The 22,184-nt window shown below is 64.8% G+C and carries 19 protein-coding genes and 1 tRNA gene; 4 read left to right on the top strand and 16 right to left on the bottom strand.

All coding sequences use genetic code 11. The features are described 5' to 3' along the window. Positions 1-5 precede the first annotated feature (5 nt). The 3 genes from lpdA to ACTPOI_RS21160 form a co-directional block, all read right to left on the bottom strand. On the bottom strand, positions 6-1,433 hold the full coding sequence (gene lpdA / locus ACTPOI_RS21150) for a dihydrolipoyl dehydrogenase (protein ID WP_440112426.1): 1,428 nt from the start codon (positions 1,431-1,433) through the stop codon (positions 6-8). Between the two features lie 90 nt (positions 1,434-1,523). Then, positions 1,524-2,789 carry a 2-oxoglutarate dehydrogenase complex dihydrolipoyllysine-residue succinyltransferase gene (odhB, locus tag ACTPOI_RS21155; protein ID WP_440112428.1) on the bottom strand — a complete coding sequence of 422 codons (1,266 nt, stop codon included), beginning with the start codon at positions 2,787-2,789 and terminating at the stop codon, positions 1,524-1,526. Positions 2,790-2,852: 63 nt separating this feature from the next. Next, a complete protein-coding gene (locus ACTPOI_RS21160) occupies positions 2,853-5,732 on the bottom strand; it encodes a 2-oxoglutarate dehydrogenase E1 component (protein ID WP_440112430.1) in 2,880 nt (959 codons plus the stop codon). 246 nt (positions 5,733-5,978) lie between these two features. Here ACTPOI_RS21160 and ACTPOI_RS21165 point away from each other — a divergent pair, with 246 nt between their 5' ends. Beyond that, the gene (locus ACTPOI_RS21165) at positions 5,979-7,037 is read left to right on the top strand and encodes an AI-2E family transporter (RefSeq protein WP_440112432.1); all 1,059 of its coding nucleotides are present in this window, start codon (positions 5,979-5,981) and stop codon (positions 7,035-7,037) included. 87 nt (positions 7,038-7,124) lie between these two features. Here ACTPOI_RS21165 and ACTPOI_RS21170 read toward each other — a convergent pair. The 5 genes from ACTPOI_RS21170 to tolB form a co-directional block, all read right to left on the bottom strand. Next, positions 7,125-7,200 (bottom strand) — tRNA-Lys (locus ACTPOI_RS21170). Between the two features lie 51 nt (positions 7,201-7,251). Then, positions 7,252-8,025 carry a tRNA threonylcarbamoyladenosine dehydratase gene (locus ACTPOI_RS21175; RefSeq protein WP_440112721.1) on the bottom strand — a complete coding sequence of 258 codons (774 nt, stop codon included), beginning with the start codon at positions 8,023-8,025 and terminating at the stop codon, positions 7,252-7,254. Between the two features lie 68 nt (positions 8,026-8,093). Next, positions 8,094-8,858 (bottom strand): tol-pal system protein YbgF, encoded by a 765-nt coding sequence (gene ybgF, locus ACTPOI_RS21180; protein WP_440112434.1) that lies wholly within the window; start codon positions 8,856-8,858, stop codon positions 8,094-8,096. Positions 8,859-8,887: 29 nt separating this feature from the next. Next, positions 8,888-9,442 (bottom strand): peptidoglycan-associated lipoprotein Pal, encoded by a 555-nt coding sequence (gene pal, locus ACTPOI_RS21185; RefSeq protein ID WP_440112436.1) that lies wholly within the window; start codon positions 9,440-9,442, stop codon positions 8,888-8,890. A 53-nt stretch (positions 9,443-9,495) separates the two neighbouring features. After that, positions 9,496-10,815: a Tol-Pal system beta propeller repeat protein TolB gene (gene tolB / locus ACTPOI_RS21190; protein ID WP_440112438.1), complete on the bottom strand. Its 1,320-nt coding sequence runs from the start codon at positions 10,813-10,815 to the stop codon at positions 9,496-9,498. Positions 10,816-10,996: 181 nt separating this feature from the next. Between tolB and msbA the strand changes: the two genes are divergently transcribed. Then, positions 10,997-12,793 carry a lipid A export permease/ATP-binding protein MsbA gene (msbA, locus tag ACTPOI_RS21195; RefSeq protein WP_440112440.1) on the top strand — a complete coding sequence of 599 codons (1,797 nt, stop codon included), beginning with the start codon at positions 10,997-10,999 and terminating at the stop codon, positions 12,791-12,793. 90 nt (positions 12,794-12,883) lie between these two features. Here the strand turns inward: msbA and ACTPOI_RS21200 are convergent, their stop codons facing one another. The 6 genes from ACTPOI_RS21200 to mltG form a co-directional block, all read right to left on the bottom strand. Then, positions 12,884-13,564, bottom strand: coding sequence for an ankyrin repeat domain-containing protein (locus ACTPOI_RS21200; protein WP_440112442.1), 681 nt, complete (start codon positions 13,562-13,564; stop codon positions 12,884-12,886). Continuing rightward, positions 13,561-14,367: a TatD family hydrolase gene (locus ACTPOI_RS21205; protein WP_440112444.1), complete on the bottom strand. Its 807-nt coding sequence runs from the start codon at positions 14,365-14,367 to the stop codon at positions 13,561-13,563. The genes ACTPOI_RS21200 and ACTPOI_RS21205 overlap by 4 nt, the downstream gene beginning before the upstream one ends. A 179-nt stretch (positions 14,368-14,546) precedes the next feature. Continuing rightward, positions 14,547-14,906: a PilZ domain-containing protein gene (locus ACTPOI_RS21210; RefSeq protein WP_069105651.1), complete on the bottom strand. Its 360-nt coding sequence runs from the start codon at positions 14,904-14,906 to the stop codon at positions 14,547-14,549. A gap of 18 nt (positions 14,907-14,924) precedes the next feature. Next, a complete protein-coding gene (locus tag ACTPOI_RS21215; RefSeq protein ID WP_440112447.1) occupies positions 14,925-15,941 on the bottom strand; it encodes a DNA polymerase III subunit delta' in 1,017 nt (338 codons plus the stop codon). Next, complete coding sequence (gene tmk / locus ACTPOI_RS21220; RefSeq protein ID WP_440112448.1) at positions 15,938-16,615, bottom strand: dTMP kinase; 678 nt, start codon at positions 16,613-16,615, stop codon at positions 15,938-15,940. Before tmk ends, ACTPOI_RS21215 begins: the two co-directional genes overlap by 4 nt. A gap of 68 nt (positions 16,616-16,683) precedes the next feature. Further along, positions 16,684-17,649: an endolytic transglycosylase MltG gene (gene mltG, locus ACTPOI_RS21225; protein WP_440112450.1), complete on the bottom strand. Its 966-nt coding sequence runs from the start codon at positions 17,647-17,649 to the stop codon at positions 16,684-16,686. Between the two features lie 93 nt (positions 17,650-17,742). Between mltG and ygfZ the strand changes: the two genes are divergently transcribed. Continuing rightward, positions 17,743-18,657: a CAF17-like 4Fe-4S cluster assembly/insertion protein YgfZ gene (gene ygfZ / locus ACTPOI_RS21230; RefSeq protein WP_440112452.1), complete on the top strand. Its 915-nt coding sequence runs from the start codon at positions 17,743-17,745 to the stop codon at positions 18,655-18,657. A 200-nt stretch (positions 18,658-18,857) separates the two neighbouring features. On the opposite strand, the gene ACTPOI_RS21235 is transcribed toward ygfZ, so the two are convergent. Together ACTPOI_RS21235 and ACTPOI_RS21240 are read right to left on the bottom strand one after the other, a co-directional pair. Further along, on the bottom strand, positions 18,858-19,721 hold the full coding sequence (locus tag ACTPOI_RS21235) for a YbgC/FadM family acyl-CoA thioesterase (protein ID WP_440112454.1): 864 nt from the start codon (positions 19,719-19,721) through the stop codon (positions 18,858-18,860). Positions 19,722-19,728: 7 nt separating this feature from the next. Further along, the gene (locus ACTPOI_RS21240) at positions 19,729-20,691 is read right to left on the bottom strand and encodes an alpha/beta hydrolase (protein ID WP_440112456.1); all 963 of its coding nucleotides are present in this window, start codon (positions 20,689-20,691) and stop codon (positions 19,729-19,731) included. Between the two features lie 209 nt (positions 20,692-20,900). Here ACTPOI_RS21240 and ACTPOI_RS21245 point away from each other — a divergent pair, with 209 nt between their 5' ends. Beyond that, positions 20,901-22,037 (top strand): iron-containing alcohol dehydrogenase, encoded by a 1,137-nt coding sequence (locus ACTPOI_RS21245; protein WP_440112458.1) that lies wholly within the window; start codon positions 20,901-20,903, stop codon positions 22,035-22,037. Positions 22,038-22,184 lie beyond the last annotated feature (147 nt).

Below are 22,184 nucleotides of genomic sequence, written 5' to 3' on the forward strand. Positions count from 1 at the left end.
AAAAATCAGAAATTGAGCGTCCTTTTGTCCACTGCCAGGGCTGCTTCCTTGGTGGCTTCGCTCAGCGATGGATGGGCGTGACAGATGCGTGCGATGTCTTCGCTGCTGGCCTTGAACTCCATCGCCACCACGGCTTCTGCGATCAGTTCGCTGGCCTGCGGGCCCACGATATGCACGCCCAGGATTTCGTCCGTCTCGGCATCGGCCAGCATCTTGACCATACCGGTGGTGTCACCCAGCGCACGTGCGCGGCCATTGGCCAGGAACGGGAAGCTGCCCGCCTTGTACTTCACGCCATCGGCCTTGAGCTGCTGCTCGGTGCGACCCACCCACGCGATCTCGGGGCTGGTATAGATGACCCACGGGATGGTGTTGAAGTTGACATGCCCGTGCTGGCCGGCAATGCGCTCCGCCACTGCCACGCCTTCTTCCTCGGCCTTGTGCGCCAGCATGGGGCCGCGCACCACGTCACCCACGGCCCACACGCCAGGCAGATTGGTCTTGCAGTCGGCATCGACCACGATGGCGCCGCGCTCATCGAGCTGCAGGCCCACGGCTTCGGTATTCAGACCGATGGTGTTGGGCACGCGGCCAATGGACACAATGAGCTTGTCCACGTCCAGCGCCTGGGCCTCGCCCTTGGCGTTGGTGTAGGCAACGCTCACACCCTTCTTGCCGGTCTTGATCTCGCCGACCTTCACGCCCAGCTCGATCTTCAGGCCCTGCTTGTCGAAAGCCTTCTTGGCTTCCTTGGCGATCTGCTCATCCACCGCGCCCAGGAAGGTTGGCAGACCTTCGAGGATCGTGACCTCGGCACCCAGGCGGCGCCACACCGAGCCCATCTCCAGACCGATGACGCCGGAGCCAATGAGGCACAGCTTCTTGGGCACCGCGCCGATGCGCAGCGCGCCATCGTTGGACAGCACGAGCTGTTCATCAAATGGCGTGCCGGGCAGTGCGCGGGCGTTGGAGCCCGTGGCAATGATGATCTGCTTGCCCGTGAGCGACTCTTCAGCAGCGCCGGCGACCTTGATCTCGTAACCACCCTCGGCAGCCTTGACGAAGGAACCGCGGCCATGAAAGAAGCTGACCTTGTTCTTCTTGAACAGGTACAGGATGCCGTCGTTGTTCTGCTTCACAACGGTGTCCTTGCGGCCGATCATCTTCGCGATGTCGATCTTCACGTCGGAGGCCGTGATGCCGTGGTCTGCAAAGTGCTTGTTGGCGTGCTCGAAGTGCTCGGACGACTGCAGCAGCGCCTTCGATGGAATGCAGCCCACATTGGTGCAGGTGCCGCCGGGGGCGGGGCCGCCCTTTTCGTTCTTCCACTCGTCGATACAGGCCACGCTGAAGCCCAGCTGGGCTGCGCGAATGGCGGCGATGTAGCCACCAGGGCCACCGCCGATGACGATCACATCAAATTGTTTGCTCATGGGAAATCTCGTTCAGTCAGTTGGAGAAAGACCCACCGGCGGGCGGGGCCAGAGGCCGGGCCACGCGGGTGGGTCGATTCAGTCAGAAGATCAGATGTCGAACAGCAGACGCGAGGGGTCTTCCAGCGCGTCCTTCATCGCGACCAGGCCCAGCACGGCTTCGCGGCCGTCGATGATGCGGTGGTCGTACGACATGGCCAGGTAGTTCATCGGGCGAACCACGATCTGGCCGTTTTCGACCACGGCACGGTCCTTGGTGGCATGCACGCCCAGGATGGCCGACTGGGGCGGGTTGATGATGGGGGTGGACATCATCGAGCCGAAGGTGCCGCCGTTGGAGATCGAGAACGTGCCACCGGTCATTTCCTCAATGCCCAGCTTGCCTTCGGCAGCCTTCTTGCCGAACTCGGCGATCTTCTTTTCGATGTCGGCAAAGCTCATCTGGTCTGCGTTGCGCAAAATGGGCACCACCAGACCACGGGGCGAGCCCACGGCGATACCGATGTCGAAATAGCCGTGGTAGACGATGTCGTTGCCATCGACCGACGCGTTCAGCACCGGGAACTTCTTCAGGGCGTGCACGGCAGCCTTCACGAAGAAGCTCATGAATCCGATCTTCACGCCGTGCTCCTTGGTGAAGGAGTCCTGGAACTTCTTGCGCATTTCCATCACGGGAGCCATGTTCACTTCGTTGAACGTGGTCAGGATGGCGTTGGTCGACTGCGACTGCAGCAGGCGCTCGGCCACTCGGGCGCGCAGGCGACTCATCGGCACGCGCTGTTCCGGGCGGTCGCCCAAGTCTTCCTTGGATGCGGGGGCAGATACCTGCGGCAGTGCCTTGGTGGGCACACCGGTAGGAATCGCGCTGGGCGCCACAGCAGCCTTGGCCGCACCGCCAGCCACTGCGCTCAGCACGTCGCCCTTGGTCACGCGGCCGTCCTTGCCGGTGCCAGCCACGGCCGAAACCGCCAGGTTGTTGTCGGCCAGCAGCTTGGCGGCTGCTGGCATGGCAACGTCACCCTTGGAGCCACCAGCGGCAGCCCCAGGAGCGGCAGCAGCTGCTGGTGCAGCCACCGGTGCTGGCGCTGCGGCAGGCGCCGCAGCGCCAGCCTTGCCTTCGGTATCGATCTTGGCGATCAACTGTTCGGCCACCACGGTGGCGCCGTCACCCTGCACGATCTCGGCCAGTACACCAGCGGCAGGCGCAGGCACTTCCAGCACGACCTTGTCGGTCTCGATCTCGATCAGGATCTCATCCACGGCCACGGCCTCACCGGCCTTCTTCTTCCACGTCAGCATGGTGGCTTCCGCCACGGATTCGGACAGCTGGGGGACTTTGACTTCTACGATAGCCATATCAATTCTTTCTGAATGGGGTGTGTTCTGTTTTGTTCGTTCGGTAGCGGGTAGCAGCTGGCCTTACTTGGTCAGAACAAACCCCTTGAGCTTGGCAAACGCGCCGTCCACCAGCGCCTTTTGCTGTTCCTGGTGCAGGTGCGAGTAACCCACGGCAGGGGACGCCGAGGCGGCGCGGCCGGAATAACCCAGCTTCTGGCCGTCGAGCATGTTTTCGTGGATGTAGTGCTGCACGAAGAACCAGGCGCCCTGGTTTTGCGGCTCGTCCTGGCACCACACCACGTCGGTGGCGTTGGGGTACTTTTTCAATTCCGCAGCAAATGCCTTGTGCGGGAACGGATACAGCTGCTCCACACGCAGGATGACCACGTCGTCCGCTTCCTTCTCGGTGCGCTTCTTGACGAGGTCGTAGTACACCTTGCCAGAGCATGCGATCACGCGCTTGACTTTAGCAGCCTTCTTGATGACGGCTTCGTCCTGCTCGGGGATCACCGTCTGGAAGCTGCCGCGGGTGAACTCGGACAGCGGCGAGGTCGCGTCCTTGTTACGCAGCAGCGACTTGGGCGTCATGATGACCAGCGGCTTGCGCAGGTCACGCACCATCTGGCGACGCAGCACGTGGAAGATCTGGCTGGCCGTGGTCGGCTGCACGATCTGCATGTTGGCATCGGCAGCCAGCTGCATGAAACGCTCCAGGCGCGCCGAGCTGTGCTCCGGCCCCTGTCCTTCGTAGCCGTGTGGCAGCATCAGCGTGATGCCGTTGACACGGCCCCACTTCACTTCACCAGAGGCGATGAACTGGTCGATCACGACCTGTGCACCATTGGCGAAGTCGCCGAACTGGGCTTCCCAGATGACGAGGGTATTGGGGTCGTTCGAGGCATAGCCGTACTCGAAGCCCAGCACGGCTTCTTCGGACAGGATGGAGTCGATGACGACAAACGGGGCCTGGTTTTCGCCTACGTTCTGCAGCGGCACGTAGGTACCGATGTCCCACTTCTCGCGCTTTTGGTCATGAATGACGGCGTGACGGTGCGTGAACGTGCCGCGACCGCAGTCTTCGCCCGACAGGCGCACCGGGTAGCCACTGGCCACCAGCGATGCAAAGGCCATGTGTTCGCCCATGCCCCAGTCCACAGGGATGTCGCCACGGCCCATCGCCGCGCGGTCGTCGTACACCTTCTTGACGAGCTGGTGCGGCGTGACGCTTTCAGGGATGGTCGTGATCTTTTCAGCCAGACGTTTCCACTCGGCCAGCGGAATCGCCGTATCGCCAGCGTCCGTCCACTTCTTGCCCAGGAACGGGCTCCAGTCCACCGCGTACTTGCTCTTGAAGTTGGTCAGCACCGGATCGACCGTGTGCTTGCCGGCGTCCATGGCGGCGCGGTAGGCCTTGACCATGTCATCGCCGAGCGACTCGCCCAGACCCTGCGCAGCCAGCTTGTCGGCATACAGCTTGCGTGTGCCGGGGTGCTGGCCGATCTTCTTGTACATCAGCGGCTGCGTGAGCGAAGGCGTGTCCTGCTCGTTGTGACCCAGCTTGCGGAAGCAGATGATGTCTACCACTACGTCCTTGCGGAACTCCATGCGGAATTCCAGCGCCAGCTGCGTGGCCAGAACAACGGCTTCCGGGTCGTCACCATTCACGTGCAGCACGGGCGACTCGATCATCTTCACGATGTCGGTGCAATACAGCGTCGAGCGGGTGTCGCGCGGGTCCGAGGTCGTGAAACCGATCTGGTTATTGATGATGATGTGGACCGTACCGCCGGTGTAGTAGCCGCGGGTCTGGGCCAGCGCCAGGGTTTCCTGGTTCACGCCCTGGCCGGCAAAGGCCGCGTCACCGTGCACCAGCACGGGCAGCACTTGCTTGCCCAGCGGGTCGGCGCGGCGATCCATGCGGGCGCGCACCGAGCCTTCCACCACCGGGTTCACGATTTCAAGGTGGGAAGGGTTGAACGCCAGCGAGAGGTGCACCGGACCGCCGGGGGTGGTCACGTCCGAGCTGAAACCCTGGTGGTACTTCACGTCACCGGCAGGCAGGTCTTCAGGCGCGGTGTGGTCGAACTCGGCGAACAGATCCTTGGGCATCTTGCCCAGCGAATTCACCAGCACGTTCAGGCGGCCGCGGTGGGCCATGCCGATCACGATTTCCTGCACGCCCGTGGCACCGGCAGACTGGATCAACTCGTCCATCGCGGCGATGAAGCTTTCGCCACCTTCGAGCGAGAAGCGCTTCTGGCCAACATACTTGGTGTGCAGGAAGCGCTCAAGGCCTTCTGCAGCCGTCAGACGGTCGAGGATGTGCTTTTTCTTTTCAGCGCCAAAGCTGGGCTTGCTGCGGATGGCTTCAAGCTTTTGCTGCCACCAGCGCTTCTGGTTCTGGTCGGTGGCGTACATGTATTCGGCACCGATGGAGCCGCAGTATGTTTCGCGCAACGCGTTGATCAGCTCGCGCAGCGTCATCGACTCCTTGCCGAAGAACGTGTTGCTGGTGTTGAACACGGTCTCCTGGTCGGCATCGCTGAAGCCATAGAACGATGGTTCCAGCTCAGGAATGGCGGGGCGCTCGGTGCGCTTGAGAGGGTCCAGGTCCGCCCAGCGTTGACCCACGTTGCGGTACGCAGCGATCAGCTGCTGTACGGCGGTGCGCTTGCGGCCCAGCTCCGAATCTGCACCGGTTGCAACCACCACCTTCGTGCCACCCTGCTTCGCACGCTCGGCAAAGGCATTGATGACGGGGAGGTGGGGAACGTCCTTGGCGTTCGAGCCATCGACGGCAGGCACGTGCTGCAGAGCGTCGAAGTACTCGCGCCAGGTGTCAGGCACGCTGCCGGGGTTGGCGAGATAGTTCTCGTACATCTCTTCGACATAGGGCGCGTTGCCGCCGAAGAGGTAGGTGTTGCCTTGGTAGGCTTGATAGACGGATGTCGTATCGCTCATATTCCGCTGACCTCCGCTTTCCTTGGGAAAGCATTAGCTGGTTGAGAAACCTTCCGCGACACGGCTGGACCGATTGGCGGATGCGACTGTGGCTGGGGAAGGGCCTGGGGTTGCGGGCGCAATTGTGCCACCGAACCGCACTGACCCGGCAAAAATGATCCTTAAAGGTAACGAGCGACCCGCACGACACCCCTTGCCACCGGGCGCTCGCGTACATTCCGGGATTGATCTGCCACCCGCATACCCATGACACCTCACAAGATTGAAAACAAGTTTTTCCTGCTGCTCCTCTCGCTGGTCACCATCGCGTTCGGAGCGATCCTGTGGCAGTTTCACGGCGCAGTCTTCTGGGGCGTGATCCTCGCGATCCTGTTTGCGCCACTGCACCGCCGGCTGCTGGCACGCATGCCGAAACGCCAGAACCTGGCAGCACTGGCCACCCTGTGTCTGTGCCTGGTCATCGTGATCCTGCCAATGACGGCTATTTCAATATCGCTGGTGCAAGAGGCTTCCACCATCTACGAACGCGTGAAAACCGGGCAGCTCAACTTCGGGCTGTATCTGCAACAGGTCATCGGCGCCTTGCCCGCATGGGCCATCAGCCTGCTCGACCGCTTTGAACTCACTTCCTTCAGCGACATACAGGCGAGGTTCTCATCGGTGGCCGTGCAGGCCAGTCAGTTTGTTGCCACGCAGGCACTGAACATCGGTCAGAACACGCTCGAGTTCATCGTGAGCTTCGGCATCATGCTGTACCTGCTTTTCTTTCTGCTGCGCGACGGAGCCGCCCTGGGCAAGCGCATCGGCGAAGCCACGCCGCTGGAAGAAGGACACAAGCGCCAGCTGGTCAGCAAGTTCACCACGGTGATCCGGGCCACGGTGAAGGGAAACATCGTGGTTGCCGCAGCGCAGGGCGCGCTGGGCGGGCTGATCTTCTGGATCCTCGACATCCAGGGGCCCGTACTGTGGGGCGTTCTGATGGCCTTCCTGTCGCTTCTACCCGCCGTCGGTGCGGGCATCATCTGGGTGCCGGTGGCGATTTACTTCCTGGCCACTGGGGCCGTTGTGCAGGGCGTTGCCCTCACGGCGTATGGCATCCTGGTCATCGGCCTGGTCGACAACGTGCTCAGACCCATCCTAGTCGGCAAGGATACGAAAATGCCCGACTACGTGGTGCTGATCTCCACGCTGGGCGGCATGGCCCTATTCGGGCTGACCGGATTTGTGATCGGCCCGGTGATCGCAGCGCTTTTCATCGCCAGCTGGGACCTGTTTGTCACCGACCGGGCACACCGCGGACGCTGACATCTGGCGTCTTCCCACCGGAGCTCAACCGGATTGAGCGCCCCAAAACAGAAAAGGCCCTGTATCGCTACAGGGCCTTCTTGTGTTTGGTAGGACGTACAAGATTCGAACTTGTGACCAACGGATTAAAAGTCCGCTGCTCTACCAACTGAGCTAACGTCCCAACAATCGCAGCTGGCGGATGCCGTCAACTGCAAAGCCTTGAATTATAGCGTTACTTTTGTGCCCCGGACGCCTTAGGCCCACTGGCCAGTTTGTCGAGAACCCATCCCGCGGCGCACTGGCCGAACGTGGCAGTCACTGCCACGACCGATCCGTAACCATGGCAGTTCAGAGAACCATCGCCCTCCAGCTCGCATGAAGGGTCAGGCCCCGCGACCGCTTCGCGGCTGAACACGCAGTTCACGCCCATCTTCTTGCCATCGCGCGGGGCACCATGGTGCTTGCGAAGCCGGTACCGCAACTGCGACAGCAGCGGGTCGTGGGTGGTGTGGGCAAGATCATCCACATCGACCTTGTGGGCCAGGCGCTTGCCGCCTGCGGCGCCGACCGCGATGTGCAGCACCTTGGCGCGCTGGGCCCACAGCGCCACCGTGAGTTTGGCCTTGATCTGGTCGCAAGCGTCGATGACGGCATCGGGTGATGTGCCTTCAATCAACGCGGGCCAGTTGTCCGGCTCGACGAACTCTTCAATGCAGTTCACCTGGCACGACGGGTTGATCTGGCGAATGCGGTCGCGCATGGCCAGCACCTTGGCCTGCCCCACTGTTTCCGTCAACGCATGAATCTGGCGGTTGATGTTCGACTCTGCGACGTGGTCCAGATCGATCAGCGTGAGTGAGCCGACGCCGCTGCGCGCAAGCGCTTCGGCGGCCCATGAGCCCACCCCGCCGATACCTATCACAACCACATGAGCTGCCTTGATACGGGCTGCCCCCGCGCGACCGTAGAGCCGGTCAAGCCCGCCGAAGCGGCGACCTTCGTCCATGTCGTCGGGCAAGGCGATCCCGTCTGCGTCGGGCTGTTGATGAAGCCCTTCGGGCAGTTCCCCGGATGTCACTTGAGTCGCGACAGCCGCTCCTTGGCCGCCAGCGCAGCTTCGGACTGGGGATACGAACGGACCAGGTCTTCCAACGTCTTGCGGGCAGAGCGCGAGTCCTTGAGTTCGATCTGGCAGTTGGCGATGGACAGGGCTGCCTCAGGAGCGCGAGCATGCGTGGGTGCATCCGACAGCATGCGCTGGAAGTTCCCGATGGCTTCCTTGTACTCGCGCGTGGCGTACTGCGAATTGCCGAGCCAGAACCGCGCCGACGGCACAAAGCCGCTGCGCGGGTACTGCCGCACAAACCCGCCAAAGGCAGAAGTTGCCTCTGCGAACTTGCCCGAGCGAAACACGGCAAGAGCAGCCTCGTAGTCGCGTTTTTCGGCCGGGTCCGCCTGGAATTCAAGCCCGTCCAGGTTGACCTTGACCGGCTCGAACTGCTTGAGGCGCTCTTCAACGCCCTGAGCCATGTCCTTCTGGCGCCGCTGCAATTCGCTCACATCCCGCAGCAACTGCTCGTTTTGCCCGCGCATCTTCGAGTCCTCCACTCGCAGGGCCTCGATCTGCGTTTGCAGGTCAAGGAGGCTGCGGCGGAGTTGGGCGTTTTCATCAGCCAGCCGCCGGGCTTCATCGGCAGCGCGCTGGCCCGACACCTGCAGGGCATCGACGCGCTGTCGCATCTCCAGGATGGCGCGGCGCGCTTCTCCGTCCTCGAAGATGGCCGCGCCAGCGGGCAGCATGAAGACGGTAGCGAACGCAAACGCCGCCACCGCTTTCATGCGGAAACCAATGGGTTTCGCGCTGCGCATCAGCGGTAGGACAGTTCAGCGCGGCGGTTTTGGGCGTGTACCGACTCGGTGCCGCCCTGCGCTGCTGGCTTTTCCTTGCCAAAGCTCACGGCCTCGACCTGGCTGTCAGGCACACCCAGCAATCCCAGCGAACGGCGCACGGCCTCAGCGCGCTTTTGGCCCAGCGCCAGGTTGTATTCACGTCCGCCGCGCTCGTCGGTATGGCCTTCGATCATGACCTTGCGGTTGGACGCTGCCTTGATGAAACGCGAGTGCGCTTCGAGTAGCGACTGGAATTCAGGCTTGATGACGTAGCTGTCGTAGTCGAAGTACACAATGCGCGCCACGCCCACCGGGCCGGCACCGTCTCGGCCCGACTGGCCCAGATCCACAGGCGCCACACCACTCTGGCCGGTAGAGCCGGAGTTGGCACCATTGGCGCCAGCGCCCATGGTGGAGGTGGCGTTCTTGTCTTCCACCGGCACATCGTCGAGCTTGACGCCAGAACTGCAGCCCGCGACGAGGGCGACCACCGTGAGCGCAAGAGTAATGCGCTTGAATTTGAGCTTGTTCATCCAAAAATCTCCTGAGACTTGATAACTGAAACTGAAAAGACGGGAAAGTTCATTCACTGCTTCTGGAACGGACCCCAGTCGGGTTCACGAATGTCGCCGCCCTGCCCTGCCAGGCGTGCCTTGATCTTGCCGTCGAGCGTGGTGGTCATCAGCGCATCACGCCCTTGCTGCTGCGTGGCGTAGACGATCAGGCGACCATTGGGTGCAAAACTGGGGTTTTCGTCGGCCGAGCTGTCGGTAATGGCGTTCACGGTGCCGGTCGACAGGTCCATGACGTGGAGCTTGAAGGCGCCGGATACGCGCGAAATGTAGGCCAGCCACTTGCCGTCAGGGCTCAGTGTGGGCGAAATGTTGTAGGACCCGGAGAAGGTCACCCGTTCGGCATTTCCGCCGGAGGTGGACGCGCGGTAGATCTGCGGCGCACCGCCACGGTCGCTCACGAAGAAGATGCTGCGACCGTCGCTCGAGAACACGGGCTCCGTATCGATACCTGCCGACTGCATGAGACGGCGGGGCTCGCCACCGTTGGCGTCAATGGTGTAGAGCTGGGAGCCACCGTCGCGGCTCAGCGTCACTGCCAATGTGCGGCCGTCCGGCGACCAGGCCGGTGCGCTGTTGGACCCTCGGAAATTGGCAATCAGACGCCTGCGTCCGGACGCGACATCGTGCACGTACACCACAGGCTTGCGCGATTCGAACGACACGTACGCCAGCTGACCGCCGTTGGGCGACCAGGCTGGAGAAATGATGGGCTCGGGACTCGACAGCGCCGACTGCGCGTTTTCGCCATCGGCATCGGCCACCCACAGGCTGTAGCGCGTACCGGATTTCGTGACGTAGGCGATGCGCGTGGAAAACACTCCGCGTTCGCCGGTCAGCTTCTCAAAAATGAAGTCGGCAATGCGGTGGGCCACCAGGCGCAGGTCGGCTTGTGTGACCACAAAACTTTGTCCGCCCAGGTCCTGGCCCTTGACCGCATCCCAGAGGCGAAAGCGCACATCAAAGCGGCCATCGGCCAGCCGGGTGACGCTGCCTACGGCCAGCGAATCAGCGCCTTTTTGGCGCCAGAGACCCACATCCGGGCGTGTGGTTTCATCCAGCGATGTGCCTGCAGCGTCAATCGCGCGGAACTGCCCGCTGCGCTCCAGGTCGGCCTGGACAATGGCGCTGATCTTTTGCGGCGCCTGGGCCTCGCCGCGAAATGGTGCAATGGCAATGGGGAGCTGTGTAAGCCCGACGCCTGTGACCTCCACCTTGAATTGTGCAAGGGCAGGCAGCGCAGAGGCTGAACCGAGGGCGGCCATGAGAAGGCGGCGGGAGATGTGCGGCGTTACCGCGGCAAAGGGAATGTAGGGAGTACGGTCTGTAGTCATTGACGTCCGGCGTTCCTGCTAGATGGGCGCTAGGGCAAACGCGAATGTTACACACTGGCAAGTGCGCCCTGTGACAATCTGTGTAGGAGTAGGGCCAAACTGCGGGTGCGTTTGAGCCGATACGGGACGCGATTGCCGCCTGCGCCCGGCTTGGTCGGCCGCCACTTAAAATCGCGGCCAAATGCAAGACACCCCACCGGGCGCCCCCCCGCCAAACGCCCCGTCCCCGACCGACACCCTTTTGCAGAGACTGCGCCGGCTGGCGGTGTACTTTGGCAACCAGCGTACCGCCTGGTCCGTGGCCATCGCCGCCACACTGATCGGCGCGGTGACCGAGCCGCTCATCCCCGCCCTGCTGCAGCCCTTGCTCGACAAGGGGTTCACACAAGGCACCCTGGAACTATGGATGGTGCCACTGGCCATCCTGGGCGTTTTCTTCGTTCGCGGCATCGCGCAATTCGTGGGGCAATATGCGCTGGCCCGCATCGCCAACGAAGGCATGCTTACCCTGCGCAAGTCTCTGTTCGACCGCGTTCTGGCGGCAGACATGGGTCTTTTTTCACGGCAATCGGCAAGTGCGCTCTCCAACACGGTGGTATATGAGGTGCAGACGGGCGCCACGCTGCTGGTACAGGCGCTGCTGGGCCTTTCGCGCGATGGATTCACGCTGGTTGCGCTGCTGATCTACCTGCTGTACCTCAACTGGCAACTGACGCTGATCGTGGCCGTGGTGGTCCCGGGTGTGGCCTGGATCATGAAGACGCTGTCGCGGCGGCTGTACCACCTGACCAAGAGCAGCCAGCAGGCCACCGACGAACTGGCCTACGTGGTGGAAGAAAACGTGCTGGCACACCGCATGGTGCGGCTGCACGGAGCCCAGCAGGCGCAGGCCCGCCGCTTTGCGCACCTGAGCCAGAGCCTGCGGGGCCTGGCGATCAAGTCGACGATCGCCTCGGCGGCGATGACGCCGCTGACGCAGCTACTTGCTGCGGCAGCGTTGTCGGTGGTCATCTGCATTGCCCTGTGGCAAAGCCGCGGCGCGGTCGACAGCAAAGATGTCACGGTGGGCGGCTTTGTATCGTTCATCACCGCGATGCTGATGCTCATCGCACCCATACGGCGCCTGGCAGATGTGGCGAGCCCCGTCACCCGCGGGGTGGCGGCGCTGGAACGAGGCCTCGCACTGATGGGGACAACAGGTGCGGAATCAAGCGGCAACCACAAGGCCGAGCGGGTGCGCGGCGCACTGGAACTGCACGATGTGACTGTCTCGTTTGGCGCCGACCACGCGCCGGCACTTGATCGGGTCAGCCTGCGGGTGGCGCCTGGCGAAATCGTTGCGCTGGTCGGCCCATCGGGTGCCGGCAAGACCACGCTGGTCAATCTGCTGCCGCGGTTTGTGCTGCCCGCATCGGGCACGGCCACCGTGGACGGACACGAATTGGCGCAATGGGACCTGGGTGCGTTGCGCGCTCAATTCGCCATGGTCAGCCAGGACGTGGTGATGTTCAATGACACCATTGCTGCGAATGTGGCCCTGGGCGGCGAGGTGGATGAAGAGCGCGTGCGCCAGTGCCTGGCTGCTGCCAACCTCGCCGAGCATGTCGGTGCCCTGCCCCAGGGTATCCACACCGTGGTCGGCCATAACGCAACCCAGCTTTCGGGCGGTCAGCGGCAACGCCTCGCCATCGCCCGCGCGCTGTACAAGGACGCGCCCATTCTCATCCTGGACGAGGCGACCTCGGCGCTGGACACCGAGTCGGAGCGGCTTGTGCAGGACGCCCTGCAGCGTCTGATGCAGGGCCGCACCACGCTGGTCATCGCGCACCGGCTGTCCACCATCGAGCATGCGGACCGCGTGGTGGTGATGGAGCGCGGGCGCATTGCTGAGCAGGGGACGCACGCGCAACTGATGGCCCAGGGTGGGTTGTATGCGCGGCTCCAGACGCGCCCGGTCACTGGGGCGGCACAGGGCTGACAGCTACGCCAAGCCAGTGCGCAGGGCTTACACCGCTTGACTGGTATGGGGAACCGCGCCAAGGCGGCAGGCCGCACCCGGCGCGCGCCATCACCACTTGCCGCGGTTGGGCTGGCGCTTGCGAATGGCAGCAGCGATTTTCTCGGCAGACTCCGTGCGTCCTGCACGCAGCGCGAAGTCTGCCGCCGTGAGGCCCAGCTGGTTGCGCATGGTCGGGTCCGCTCCTTCGTTCAGCAAAAGCTGCACGGCATCTGCCGAGCCGTAGTGCGACGCCATCATGAGCGGCGTGGTGCCGTTGGGTGAAGTGGCGTCGATGAACGCATGGTGCTCCAGCAGTAGCGCAATGATTTCTGTGTGCCGGGGGCTGCCCGCCGACGCCGCGTAATGCAGCGGTGCCCATCCAGGCTTGTTCACATCCGCATCGCGCGCGATCAGTGTCTTGACCGCCTGCACGTTGCCTTTGATGGCGGCCAGCATCAGCGGACTTTCGTCCTTTGAATTACGCAGTTCGGCCTTGGTCTGCTTTGATGCCAACAAGGCGTTGAACGCCTTTTCAGAGCCGTTTTGCAACGCGAGAATGAGGGCAGGCTGTCCCTTCGGGTCGAGGGTGTTGGGGTCAAAACCACGGCGAAGGAGGTCGGCAATCACGCCGGCGTCGTCCCGTTGCACCGCGCTGAAAAAGTCTTCGTACGCGCCCGCCCATGCGGCAGGTGCCACGGCACCCAGCACGGCAACCATGCACAGGCCGCGGCGGCTGATGAGGTTCGTCATTGCGTGACATCCTTGAAAAGAATCTCGAAGTTGCGACTCGTTGCCTCTGCCACCGTGGCGACCGGAATGCCTCTGGTTTCGGATATCTGCTGCGCCACGTAGGGCACATACGAAGGATTGTTGACCTTGCCGCGGTAAGGCACGGGCGCCAGGTAGGGGCTGTCGGTCTCGATCAGCATGCGGTCCAGCGGCACGAAGGCCACCACATCGCGCAGTTCCTTGGCGCTCTTGAAGGTGATGATCCCCGAGAACGAAATGAAGTAGCCCAGATCCAGCGCAGCGCGTGCCACGTCCATGGACTCGGTGAAACAGTGGAACACGCCACCCGCCAGATTGCCCGGGCCGTCCTCGCCCTCCTCGCGCAGGATAGCCAGGGTGTCGTCAGACGCACTGCGTGTGTGAATGACCAGAGGCTTGCCGCAAGCGCGTGCCGCACGAATGTGCGTGCGAAACCGGTCCCGCTGCCACTCCAGATCGGCAATCGACCGCCCGCCCTTGCGGTCTTCCATGCCGTAGTAGTCGAGCCCCGTCTCCCCAATGGCGACCACGCGGGGCAAGGCGGCGCGCTCCAGCAGATCCTGCACGCTGGGCTCGGTCACGCCTTCGTTGTCAGGGTGTACGCCCACGGTGCTCCAGAAGTTATCGTGCGTGGTGGAAAGGCGGTGCACGTCGCCAAACTCTTCCATGGTGGTGCAGATGCACAGCGCACGCTCCACCTGCGCCTGCGCCATCGCTTCGCGGATGGCAGGCAGGTTGCTCGAGAGCTCGGAAAAGTTCAGATGGCAGTGGGAGTCGGTGAACATGTCGTTTCAATATAACGGAGCCAGCGCATGGCAGCGCGGGCGGTGCGCCACGGTGCTTGTCAGCCGTTAGCGCAGCTTAGGACGCGTGGCGGCACTGATCGTTCCCAACCGCAACGCCATCGGTGGCCCAACAAAAAAGCCGACTCGCAACGCGGGTCGGCCTGCGGGACGGGCCCGGTTCAGATGGTTTGCGTTGGCCGGTCGGAACCGAGCGCCGTACCCAGCAGCTCTTCGATCTTGGCCTTGAGCTGGCGCGACTTGTCGTCTTTGGGGAACTGGATGCCCACGCCCTGTGTGCGGTTGCCCGCGGCACGCGCCGGGGTGACCCACGCCACGCGGCCGGCCACGGGGTAGCGCTGGGTATCGTCGGGCAGGGTCAGCAGTACATAGACGTCATCACCCAGCTTGTAGTCGCGCTGGGTGGGCACAAAGATCCCGCCTTCGGCGAAAAAGGGGATGTAGGCCGCGTAGAGGGCCGCCTTCTCCTTGATCGCCAGCTGCATGACGCTGGGACGGGGTGCGGTGGATGGACTGCTCATGGATCAGTGGGTTGCGGCTCAGTTGCGCGAGTGTAGGGTGTTTCGCGCCTGGGCGACAAGCGCCTCCAGCATGAGGCCGGCGTTGAAGGGATGCTCGGCCGTGCGGGCCTCACGCGACAGCGCGCGCGACCAGCGTGACAGCGCACCGATGGAGGGTAACGCCTTGGGCAGGTCGGCCGGGGCAAAGTAGCGCACCGGCGCCCCCACACTGGCCGCCATCAGGTCGTGGCAGAGCTTTTGCAAGGCGTCGATGGCCTGGTGGGGCGCCCAGTCTCCGAAGGCGGTCACATCGCCCTTGGCCACGGCCTGCGGCAGCGCGGCCCAGGCGGCCGGGCTGCGGCCTGAGCGTGCCAGCGCCAGGGCATCGTCGGGCCGGCCACCGGCAGCGCGCAGGAAAGCCGCGGCTGCATCGGCCGCAACGCCTTGCGACTGCATCCAGGCCAGCATCTCGTCTGGCGCCGGCCAGACCATGGTGTGGCCCAGGCAGCGGCTGCGGATGGTCGGCAACAACTGGTGCGCGGCTTCGCTGGCCAGCACGAAGCGCACATCGCCCGGCGGTTCCTCCAGCGTTTTGAGCAGCGCATTGGCGGTGATGTGGTTCATCTGCTCGGCCGGGTACACCAGCACCGCCTTGCCGCGGCCACGGGCCGACGTTCGCTGCGAAAACTCCACCGCATCGCGCATGGCCTCCACACGGATCTCGCGGCTGGGCTTGCGTTTCTTGTCGTCAATGTCGGCCTGGGCCTTTTCTGACAAGGGCCAGCCCAGCGCCATCATCTGTACCTCGGGCATCAGCACGCACAGGTCGGCATGCGTGCGCACCTCAATGGCGTGGCAGCTAGCGCACCGCCCGCAGGCGCCATCAGCGGTAGGCGCATCACACAGCCATGCGCGCACCATTTCGAGCCCGAGGGCGTACTGGCCCAGGCCGGATGGGCCCTGCAGCAGCCACGCATGGCCGCGCTGCGCCAGCAGGCGGGTGCGCTGTGCCGCAATCCAGGGCGCAAGCTGTGCCGCTGCCGCGCCGCTGCTCATCGCGGGCCTCCTTGCGTGGCCACCATGATGGCCAGCCAGCCGCGGCGCACGAACACGCTGGTCAGCTGCTGCCACACCTTGTGGCGCTCTTGCGCGGCGTCGATGCGGGCGAACCGCTGGGGTGCAGCCGCGGCGCGGTCGGCATAGCCGCGCGCCACCCGGGCAAAGAACTCTGCGGGCTGCGACTCGAACCGGTCGGGCACGCGGGCCGCGGACAGCCGCTGCGCCGCCACATCGGGGGCCAGGTCAAACCATACCGTCAGGTCGGGTTCACGCATCAGACTGGCATCTGGCGCAAGCCCGGTCTGCGCCATGCGCTCCAGATTTGATAGCACTTCCAGATCAAAGCCGCGGCCTGCCCCCTGGTAGGCAAAGGTGGCATCGGTGAAGCGATCGCACAGCACCACGTCGCCGCGCGCCAGGGCAGGTTCGATCACGTTGCGCAGGTGGTCGCGCCGCGCCGCGAATATCAGCAGCGACTCGGTCAGCGCATCCATGGCGTCGTTCAGCACCAGCTCACGCAGCTTTTCGGCCAGCGGCGTGCCGCCGGGCTCGCGGCTCACGGTAACTGCCCTGCTCTGCGTGCGAAACGCCTCGGCCAGCCCTTCGATGTGCGAGGACTTGCCGGCGCCGTCGATACCCTCGAACGTGATGAAAAGACCGGGTCGGGACATGGAAACCTCAGGTGTTGCGTGATGCTCGGGGCGGGACGCGGGCAATGCCCGGCGCGCCTCCGCCAAGCTTACTGCTGGCCGCGCTGGTAGCGGTTGACCGCGCGGTTGTGCTCCTCCAGCGATTCGCTGAAATGGCTGGCACCGTCGCCCTTGGCCACAAAGTACAGGGCCCGCGTCTGCGCCGGTTGCACCGCCGCCAGCAGCGATGCCTTGCCCGGCATGGCAATCGGCGTGGGCGGCAGGCCGTTGCGCGTGTAGGTGTTCCAGGGGGTGTCGGCCAGCAGGTCGCGGCGGCGCAGATTGCCGTCAAACCGTTCGCCCAGGCCATAGATCACGGTGGGGTCGGTCTGCAGCATCATGCCGATGCGCAGCCGGTTGGTGAACACCCCGGCAATGGTGGCGCGGTCGCTGGCGCGGCCCGTTTCCTTTTCGACAATGCTCGCCAGGATGAGCGCCTCGTCGGCCGACTTGAGCGGCGTGTCGGCCGCGCGCTGGGCCCACACCGCCTCCAGCTTGCGGTCCATGGCGTGCAAGGCCCGCCGCAGCACGGCAATGTCGCTGGAGCCCTTGGCGTAGGTGTAGGTGTCCGGGAAAAACCGCCCTTCGGGACGAACGCCCGGGCGGCCCAGCTGGGCCATCAGTGCCTCGTCGGTCAGGCCGGCAGAGTCGGGCTTGAGCTGGTCCTCCTTGGCCAAGGCCTGGCGCACCTGGCGCCAGTTCCAGCCCTCCACCAGGGTCAGGGCGCGCAGGGATTCTTCGCCGCGCACCAACTTTTGCAGCAGGTCTCGCGGCGTGGTGCCGGGGGGTAGCTCGTAATTGCCGGCCTTGATGGCGCGGTCCTGGCCCGAAAAGCGGAACCAGGCATAAAGCAGACGTGCATCGGCACGGGCTCCGGCGGCCACCGCATCGCGGGCCACACCGCGGGGCGTGGTGCCGGGCTCGATGGCCAGCTCCAGCGGGGTGTCGCCGCCCACAATGGGCTGGTGCAGCCACCAGAACGCAGCGCCGCCCGTCCCGATCAGGACCAAAGCCATCAAAGCCAGTAAACGTCGCACAACCCTGCTGCCTGTATGTGTGTGGGCCCGCAAGGCAGGCCCTTGAAAGGGAGCGGGCATCATAATTCAGCGATGACTTACTCCCTGAATGGCGTTGCCCCTTTGTCCCACCTTGGTGTCATTCGCGCTGAAGGCGAAGACGCCGCCAAGTTTCTCCATGGCCAGCTCACGCACGACTTCGCCCTGCTGGGCATGAACGAAGCCCGCCTGGCCGCGTTTCTGTCGGCCAAGGGGCGGATGCAGGCGACCTTCATCGGCTTCAAGCGCAGCGCCACCGAGGTGCTGCTGGTCTGCAGCGCCGACGTGCTGCCCGCCACGCTCAAGCGGCTGTCGATGTTTGTGCTGCGCTCCAAGGTCAGGCTGACCGATGCTACGGCCGAGTGCGCGCTGTATGGCCTGGCGGGCGATGCCGCTGGCATTCCTGATCTCTCCACCGCTCCATGGTCCAAGGCCGACGAAGGCACTGCCAGCGTGGTCCGCCTGTACCCGGCCGACGGCCAGCCCCGGGCGCTGTGGGTAGGGCCCGCGGGCTCCACCGCTCCGGCAGGCCCCGCGCTCGACCCAGCCGTGTGGCTGTGGAGCGAGGTGCGCAGCGGCATCGCCACGCTGACCACCCCGATGTTTGAAGCGTTTGTGCCGCAGATGCTGAACTACGAATCGGTGGGTGGCGTGAACTTCAAGAAGGGTTGCTACCCTGGCCAGGAGGTCGTGGCGCGCAGCCAGTTCCGCGGCACGCTCAAGCGCCGGGCGTACGTTGCCCATGCGTCCGTGCAAGGGGTCAGTGTGGCGGCCGAGGTGTTTTCTGCCAGTGACCTCGAACAGCCTTGTGGCACCGTGGTACAGGTGGCCGTCGCGCCCGACGGCGGCGCAGACCTGATCGTATCGATGCAGATCAGCGCCGCTGAAGGGCCGTTGCAGGTAGGTGCACCCGACGGTGTGCCCCTGACGCTGCTGCCCCTGCCCTACCCGCTGCTCGACGACATCTGACGCGGCCCGTGCGCGCGCTCTGCAGGTCGCCAGACCAGGCCACCGTGTCCGCCCGGCAAGCATTTGCTACATTTATAGTAGCAACCAGGGCAATCAAATAAAGGGCCCTAAGCCTAAAGCGCTTCAAAACACCTCGAAAGAGGCACTCAGGGCGGCATACAGGCCTGGGTGCACGGCCGCACAGCCCGTCACGGCAACTTTCAGCCCTGTAGCGGCCGGTGCATCGCGATGTGGTCGATACCCGCCTCCTTCCACGGCTCACCCGTCACGACAAACCCGGCCCGGCGGTAGAAGCCCTCGGCGCTGCGCTGGGCGTGCAGCTGCACCTCGCGGTCGCCCCGGACACGGGCGGCGTCCACCAGTGCATCGAGCAGCCGGCGGCCCCATTGCGAGCCGCGCACAGACCGGTCCACCGCCATGCGCCCGATGCGCCCCACGCCGGGGGCGGCCTGCAGCAGGCGACCCGTGGCCACGGGCATGCCCAGGCGGTTGTAGACCACGGCATGGCGCGCTGTAGCGTCCAGCGCATCGGCCTCGATCTCGGCAGGGATGCCCTGCTCCTGCACGAACACGGCGGTGCGCAGCCTGCCGGCATCGCGCCCCAGCGCATTCCAGTCGCCGGTGCGCACCTCGGCCATCTCGGCGCCAGCCTCAAAGCTGTCAAAAATGGCGCGCAGCGCAGGTGGCACGGGGCGTGAAGTCTGCGTGGCCGGGTCGGCAAACACGTAGACCAGCTCGCCCGTCACCAGCAAGCGGTCACCCGTGAAGATGCCCGCCTCAAACAGGCACGACGAGTTCCCCACACGGGCGCAGCGCAGGCCCACGTCCAGCGTGTCATCGAGCCGGGCCGAGGCGTGGTACTCCACCGTGGTCTTCTTCACGTACATCTCGCCGCCCAGCGCGTGCATGCTGGCTTCGTACGGCAGCGCCAGTGCGCGCCAGTAGTCCGACATGGCGGTGTCGATGTACATCAGGTAGTGGCCGTTGAACACGATCTTTTGCATGTCCACCTCGGCCCAGCGCACGCGCAGGCGGTGAAAGCAGCGGAAGTCGGAACGTTGCATGTCGAGGTCACTCCAGTTGGAAAGCATTGCGCAGCGCGCGGGCCGCGTCGGCATGGGCCTGGCGCGCTTCGGGGATGGCCCGGCCCATCTTGATGAATTCGTGCGTCACGCCGCGGTAGATCTCCAGGTCGACGGCCACGCCCGCCAGCCTCAGCTTGTCGGCGTAGTCCACGCCTTCGTCCACCAGCGGGTCGCACTCGGCCAGGCCAATCCATGCAGGCGCCACGCCGTCCACATCGGGGGCCAGCAGGGGCGCAAAGCGCCAGTCCTCGCGCTCGGCACGGGTCTGCACATAGTGGCCAAAGAACCAGCTGATGGCGGGCTCCTCCAGCACCAGGCCCTGCGCGTAGAGCGCGTGCGAAGGCGTGTCCTGGTGCGCCGCGCAGCCGGGGTAGATCAGCAGCTGCAACGCCAGCGGCAGGCCTGCATCGCGCGCCAGGATGGCGTTGACGGCGGCCAGCGTGCCGCCTGCGCTGTCGCCACCCACGGCCAGGCGCGCGGGGTCTGCGCCGATCTGTTCAGCATTCGCAGCCAGCCAGGCCAGCGCATCCCAGGCATCGTCGCTGGCGGTGGGAAACCGGTGCTCGGGCGCCAGCCGGTAATCAAGCGAAACCACCATGCACCCCGCCAGCCTTGAAAGCTCGCGACACAGGATGTCGTGTGTGGCGATGGAGCCGATGGTGAAGCCACCACCATGCAGGTACAGCAGCACAGGCAGGCCTGCATCGGCCGATGGCGCATACAGCCGCGCGGGCAATGCGTAGCCGTCGCGGGCGGGGATGGTGAAGTCTTCCGCGCGGGCGAGCGCTGCCTTGGGCACCTCCAGCACGCCCGAGCCTGCCTCGTAGGCCACGCGGGCATCGGCCGGCGAGCGGGTGTGCAGCGGCGGGTGCCCGGCGCGCGCCATGCGGTCGAGCACGCTGTGCATTTGCGGCGTGAGCCGGGAACGGTGCAGATTCAAAGGGTTCATGGGTCGGAGGGCTGTTCCATGGGCGCGGCTTGGCCGTGCAGCGCGTGCACATGATCTTCCGGCATCGCGTGGCGGCCCCACGTCCTGCGCTGTCGCAGACGTGACGGCGCAGCGCGCTATGGGCGCGGTGGCCGGGTTGGCAGGGTGGTCATGCGCGTGCGCGGGGGGTAGAGTTCGCGGCAGGAATCATAAGAACCTTTCGCAACACCATGGCCTTCATCTACTACGTCACCCAGATCCAGTTTGAATTTGGCGCTGTTGCGCTGCTGAAGCAGGAGTGCGAACGCGTCGGCATCACCCGGCCTCTGGTCGTGACCGACGCCGGGGTGCGCGCGGCTGGCGTGCTGCAAAAGGCGCTGGATGCGCTGGCGGGGCTGCCCGTGGCCGTATTCGACGAAACACCGTCGAACCCCACGGAGGCTGCCGTGCGCGCTGCGGTGGCCGTGTACAAGGCCCAGGGCTGCGACGGGCTGATTGCGGTGGGTGGCGGCTCGGCCATCGACTGCGCCAAGGGCATTGCGATTGCAGCCACGCACGAGGGGCCGCTTACGCACTACGCCACCATCGAAGGCGGCTCGCCCCGCATCACCGAGCGCGCGGCGCCGCTGATTGCCGTGCCCACCACCAGCGGCACCGGCAGCGAAGTGGCGCGCGGCGCCATCATCATCGTGGACGACCACCGCAAGCTGGGCTTTCACTCGTGGCACCTGGTGCCCAAGGCCGCGATTTGCGACCCGGAACTCACCCTGGGTCTGCCGCCCATGCTGACGGCCGCCACGGGCATGGACGCGATTGCGCACTGCATGGAAACCTTCATGTCTGCCGCGTTCAACCCGCCGGCCGACGGCATTGCGCTGGACGGCCTGACCCGCGGCTGGGCGCACATCGAACGCGCCACGCGCGACGGCAGCGACCGCGACGCCCGCCTGCACATGATGAGTGCCAGCATGCAGGGTGCCATGGCGTTCCAGAAGGGCCTGGGTGCGGTGCATTCGCTCAGCCACAGCCTAGGTGGCGTCAACCCACGCCTGCACCACGGCACGCTCAACGCCATGTTCCTGCCGGCCGTGGTGCGCTTCAACGCCACGGCGGAGTCGGTGCAAAAGGACAAGCGCCTGGAACGCATGGCGCACGCCATGGGCCTGGCGTCTGCCACCGACATTCCCGATGCCATCCGCGACATGAGCGCCCGCCTGGGCCTGCCCTCGGGCCTGGCCGCCATGGGTGTCACGGCCGACATGTTCGACGACATCATCAAGGGCGCCATGGCCGACCATTGCCACAAGACCAACCCGCGCGTAGCCACGGCCGACGAGTACCGCGAGATGCTGGCGCAGTCGCTGTGAAAGGATGGGGCGGGTGGCTGCGTGCGTGCAAGCATCGCTTGCCTGACCTTCCCCTGCTCCGCGCTGGCTGAACCTGCCTGTCCGCGTGGCAGGAGGCTCCAGGGCCAGCTGCGCCGGGCGTCCACATGTGCTTCGCCAGCACCGCAC

Source organism: Acidovorax sp. BL-A-41-H1 (assembly GCF_051942715.1).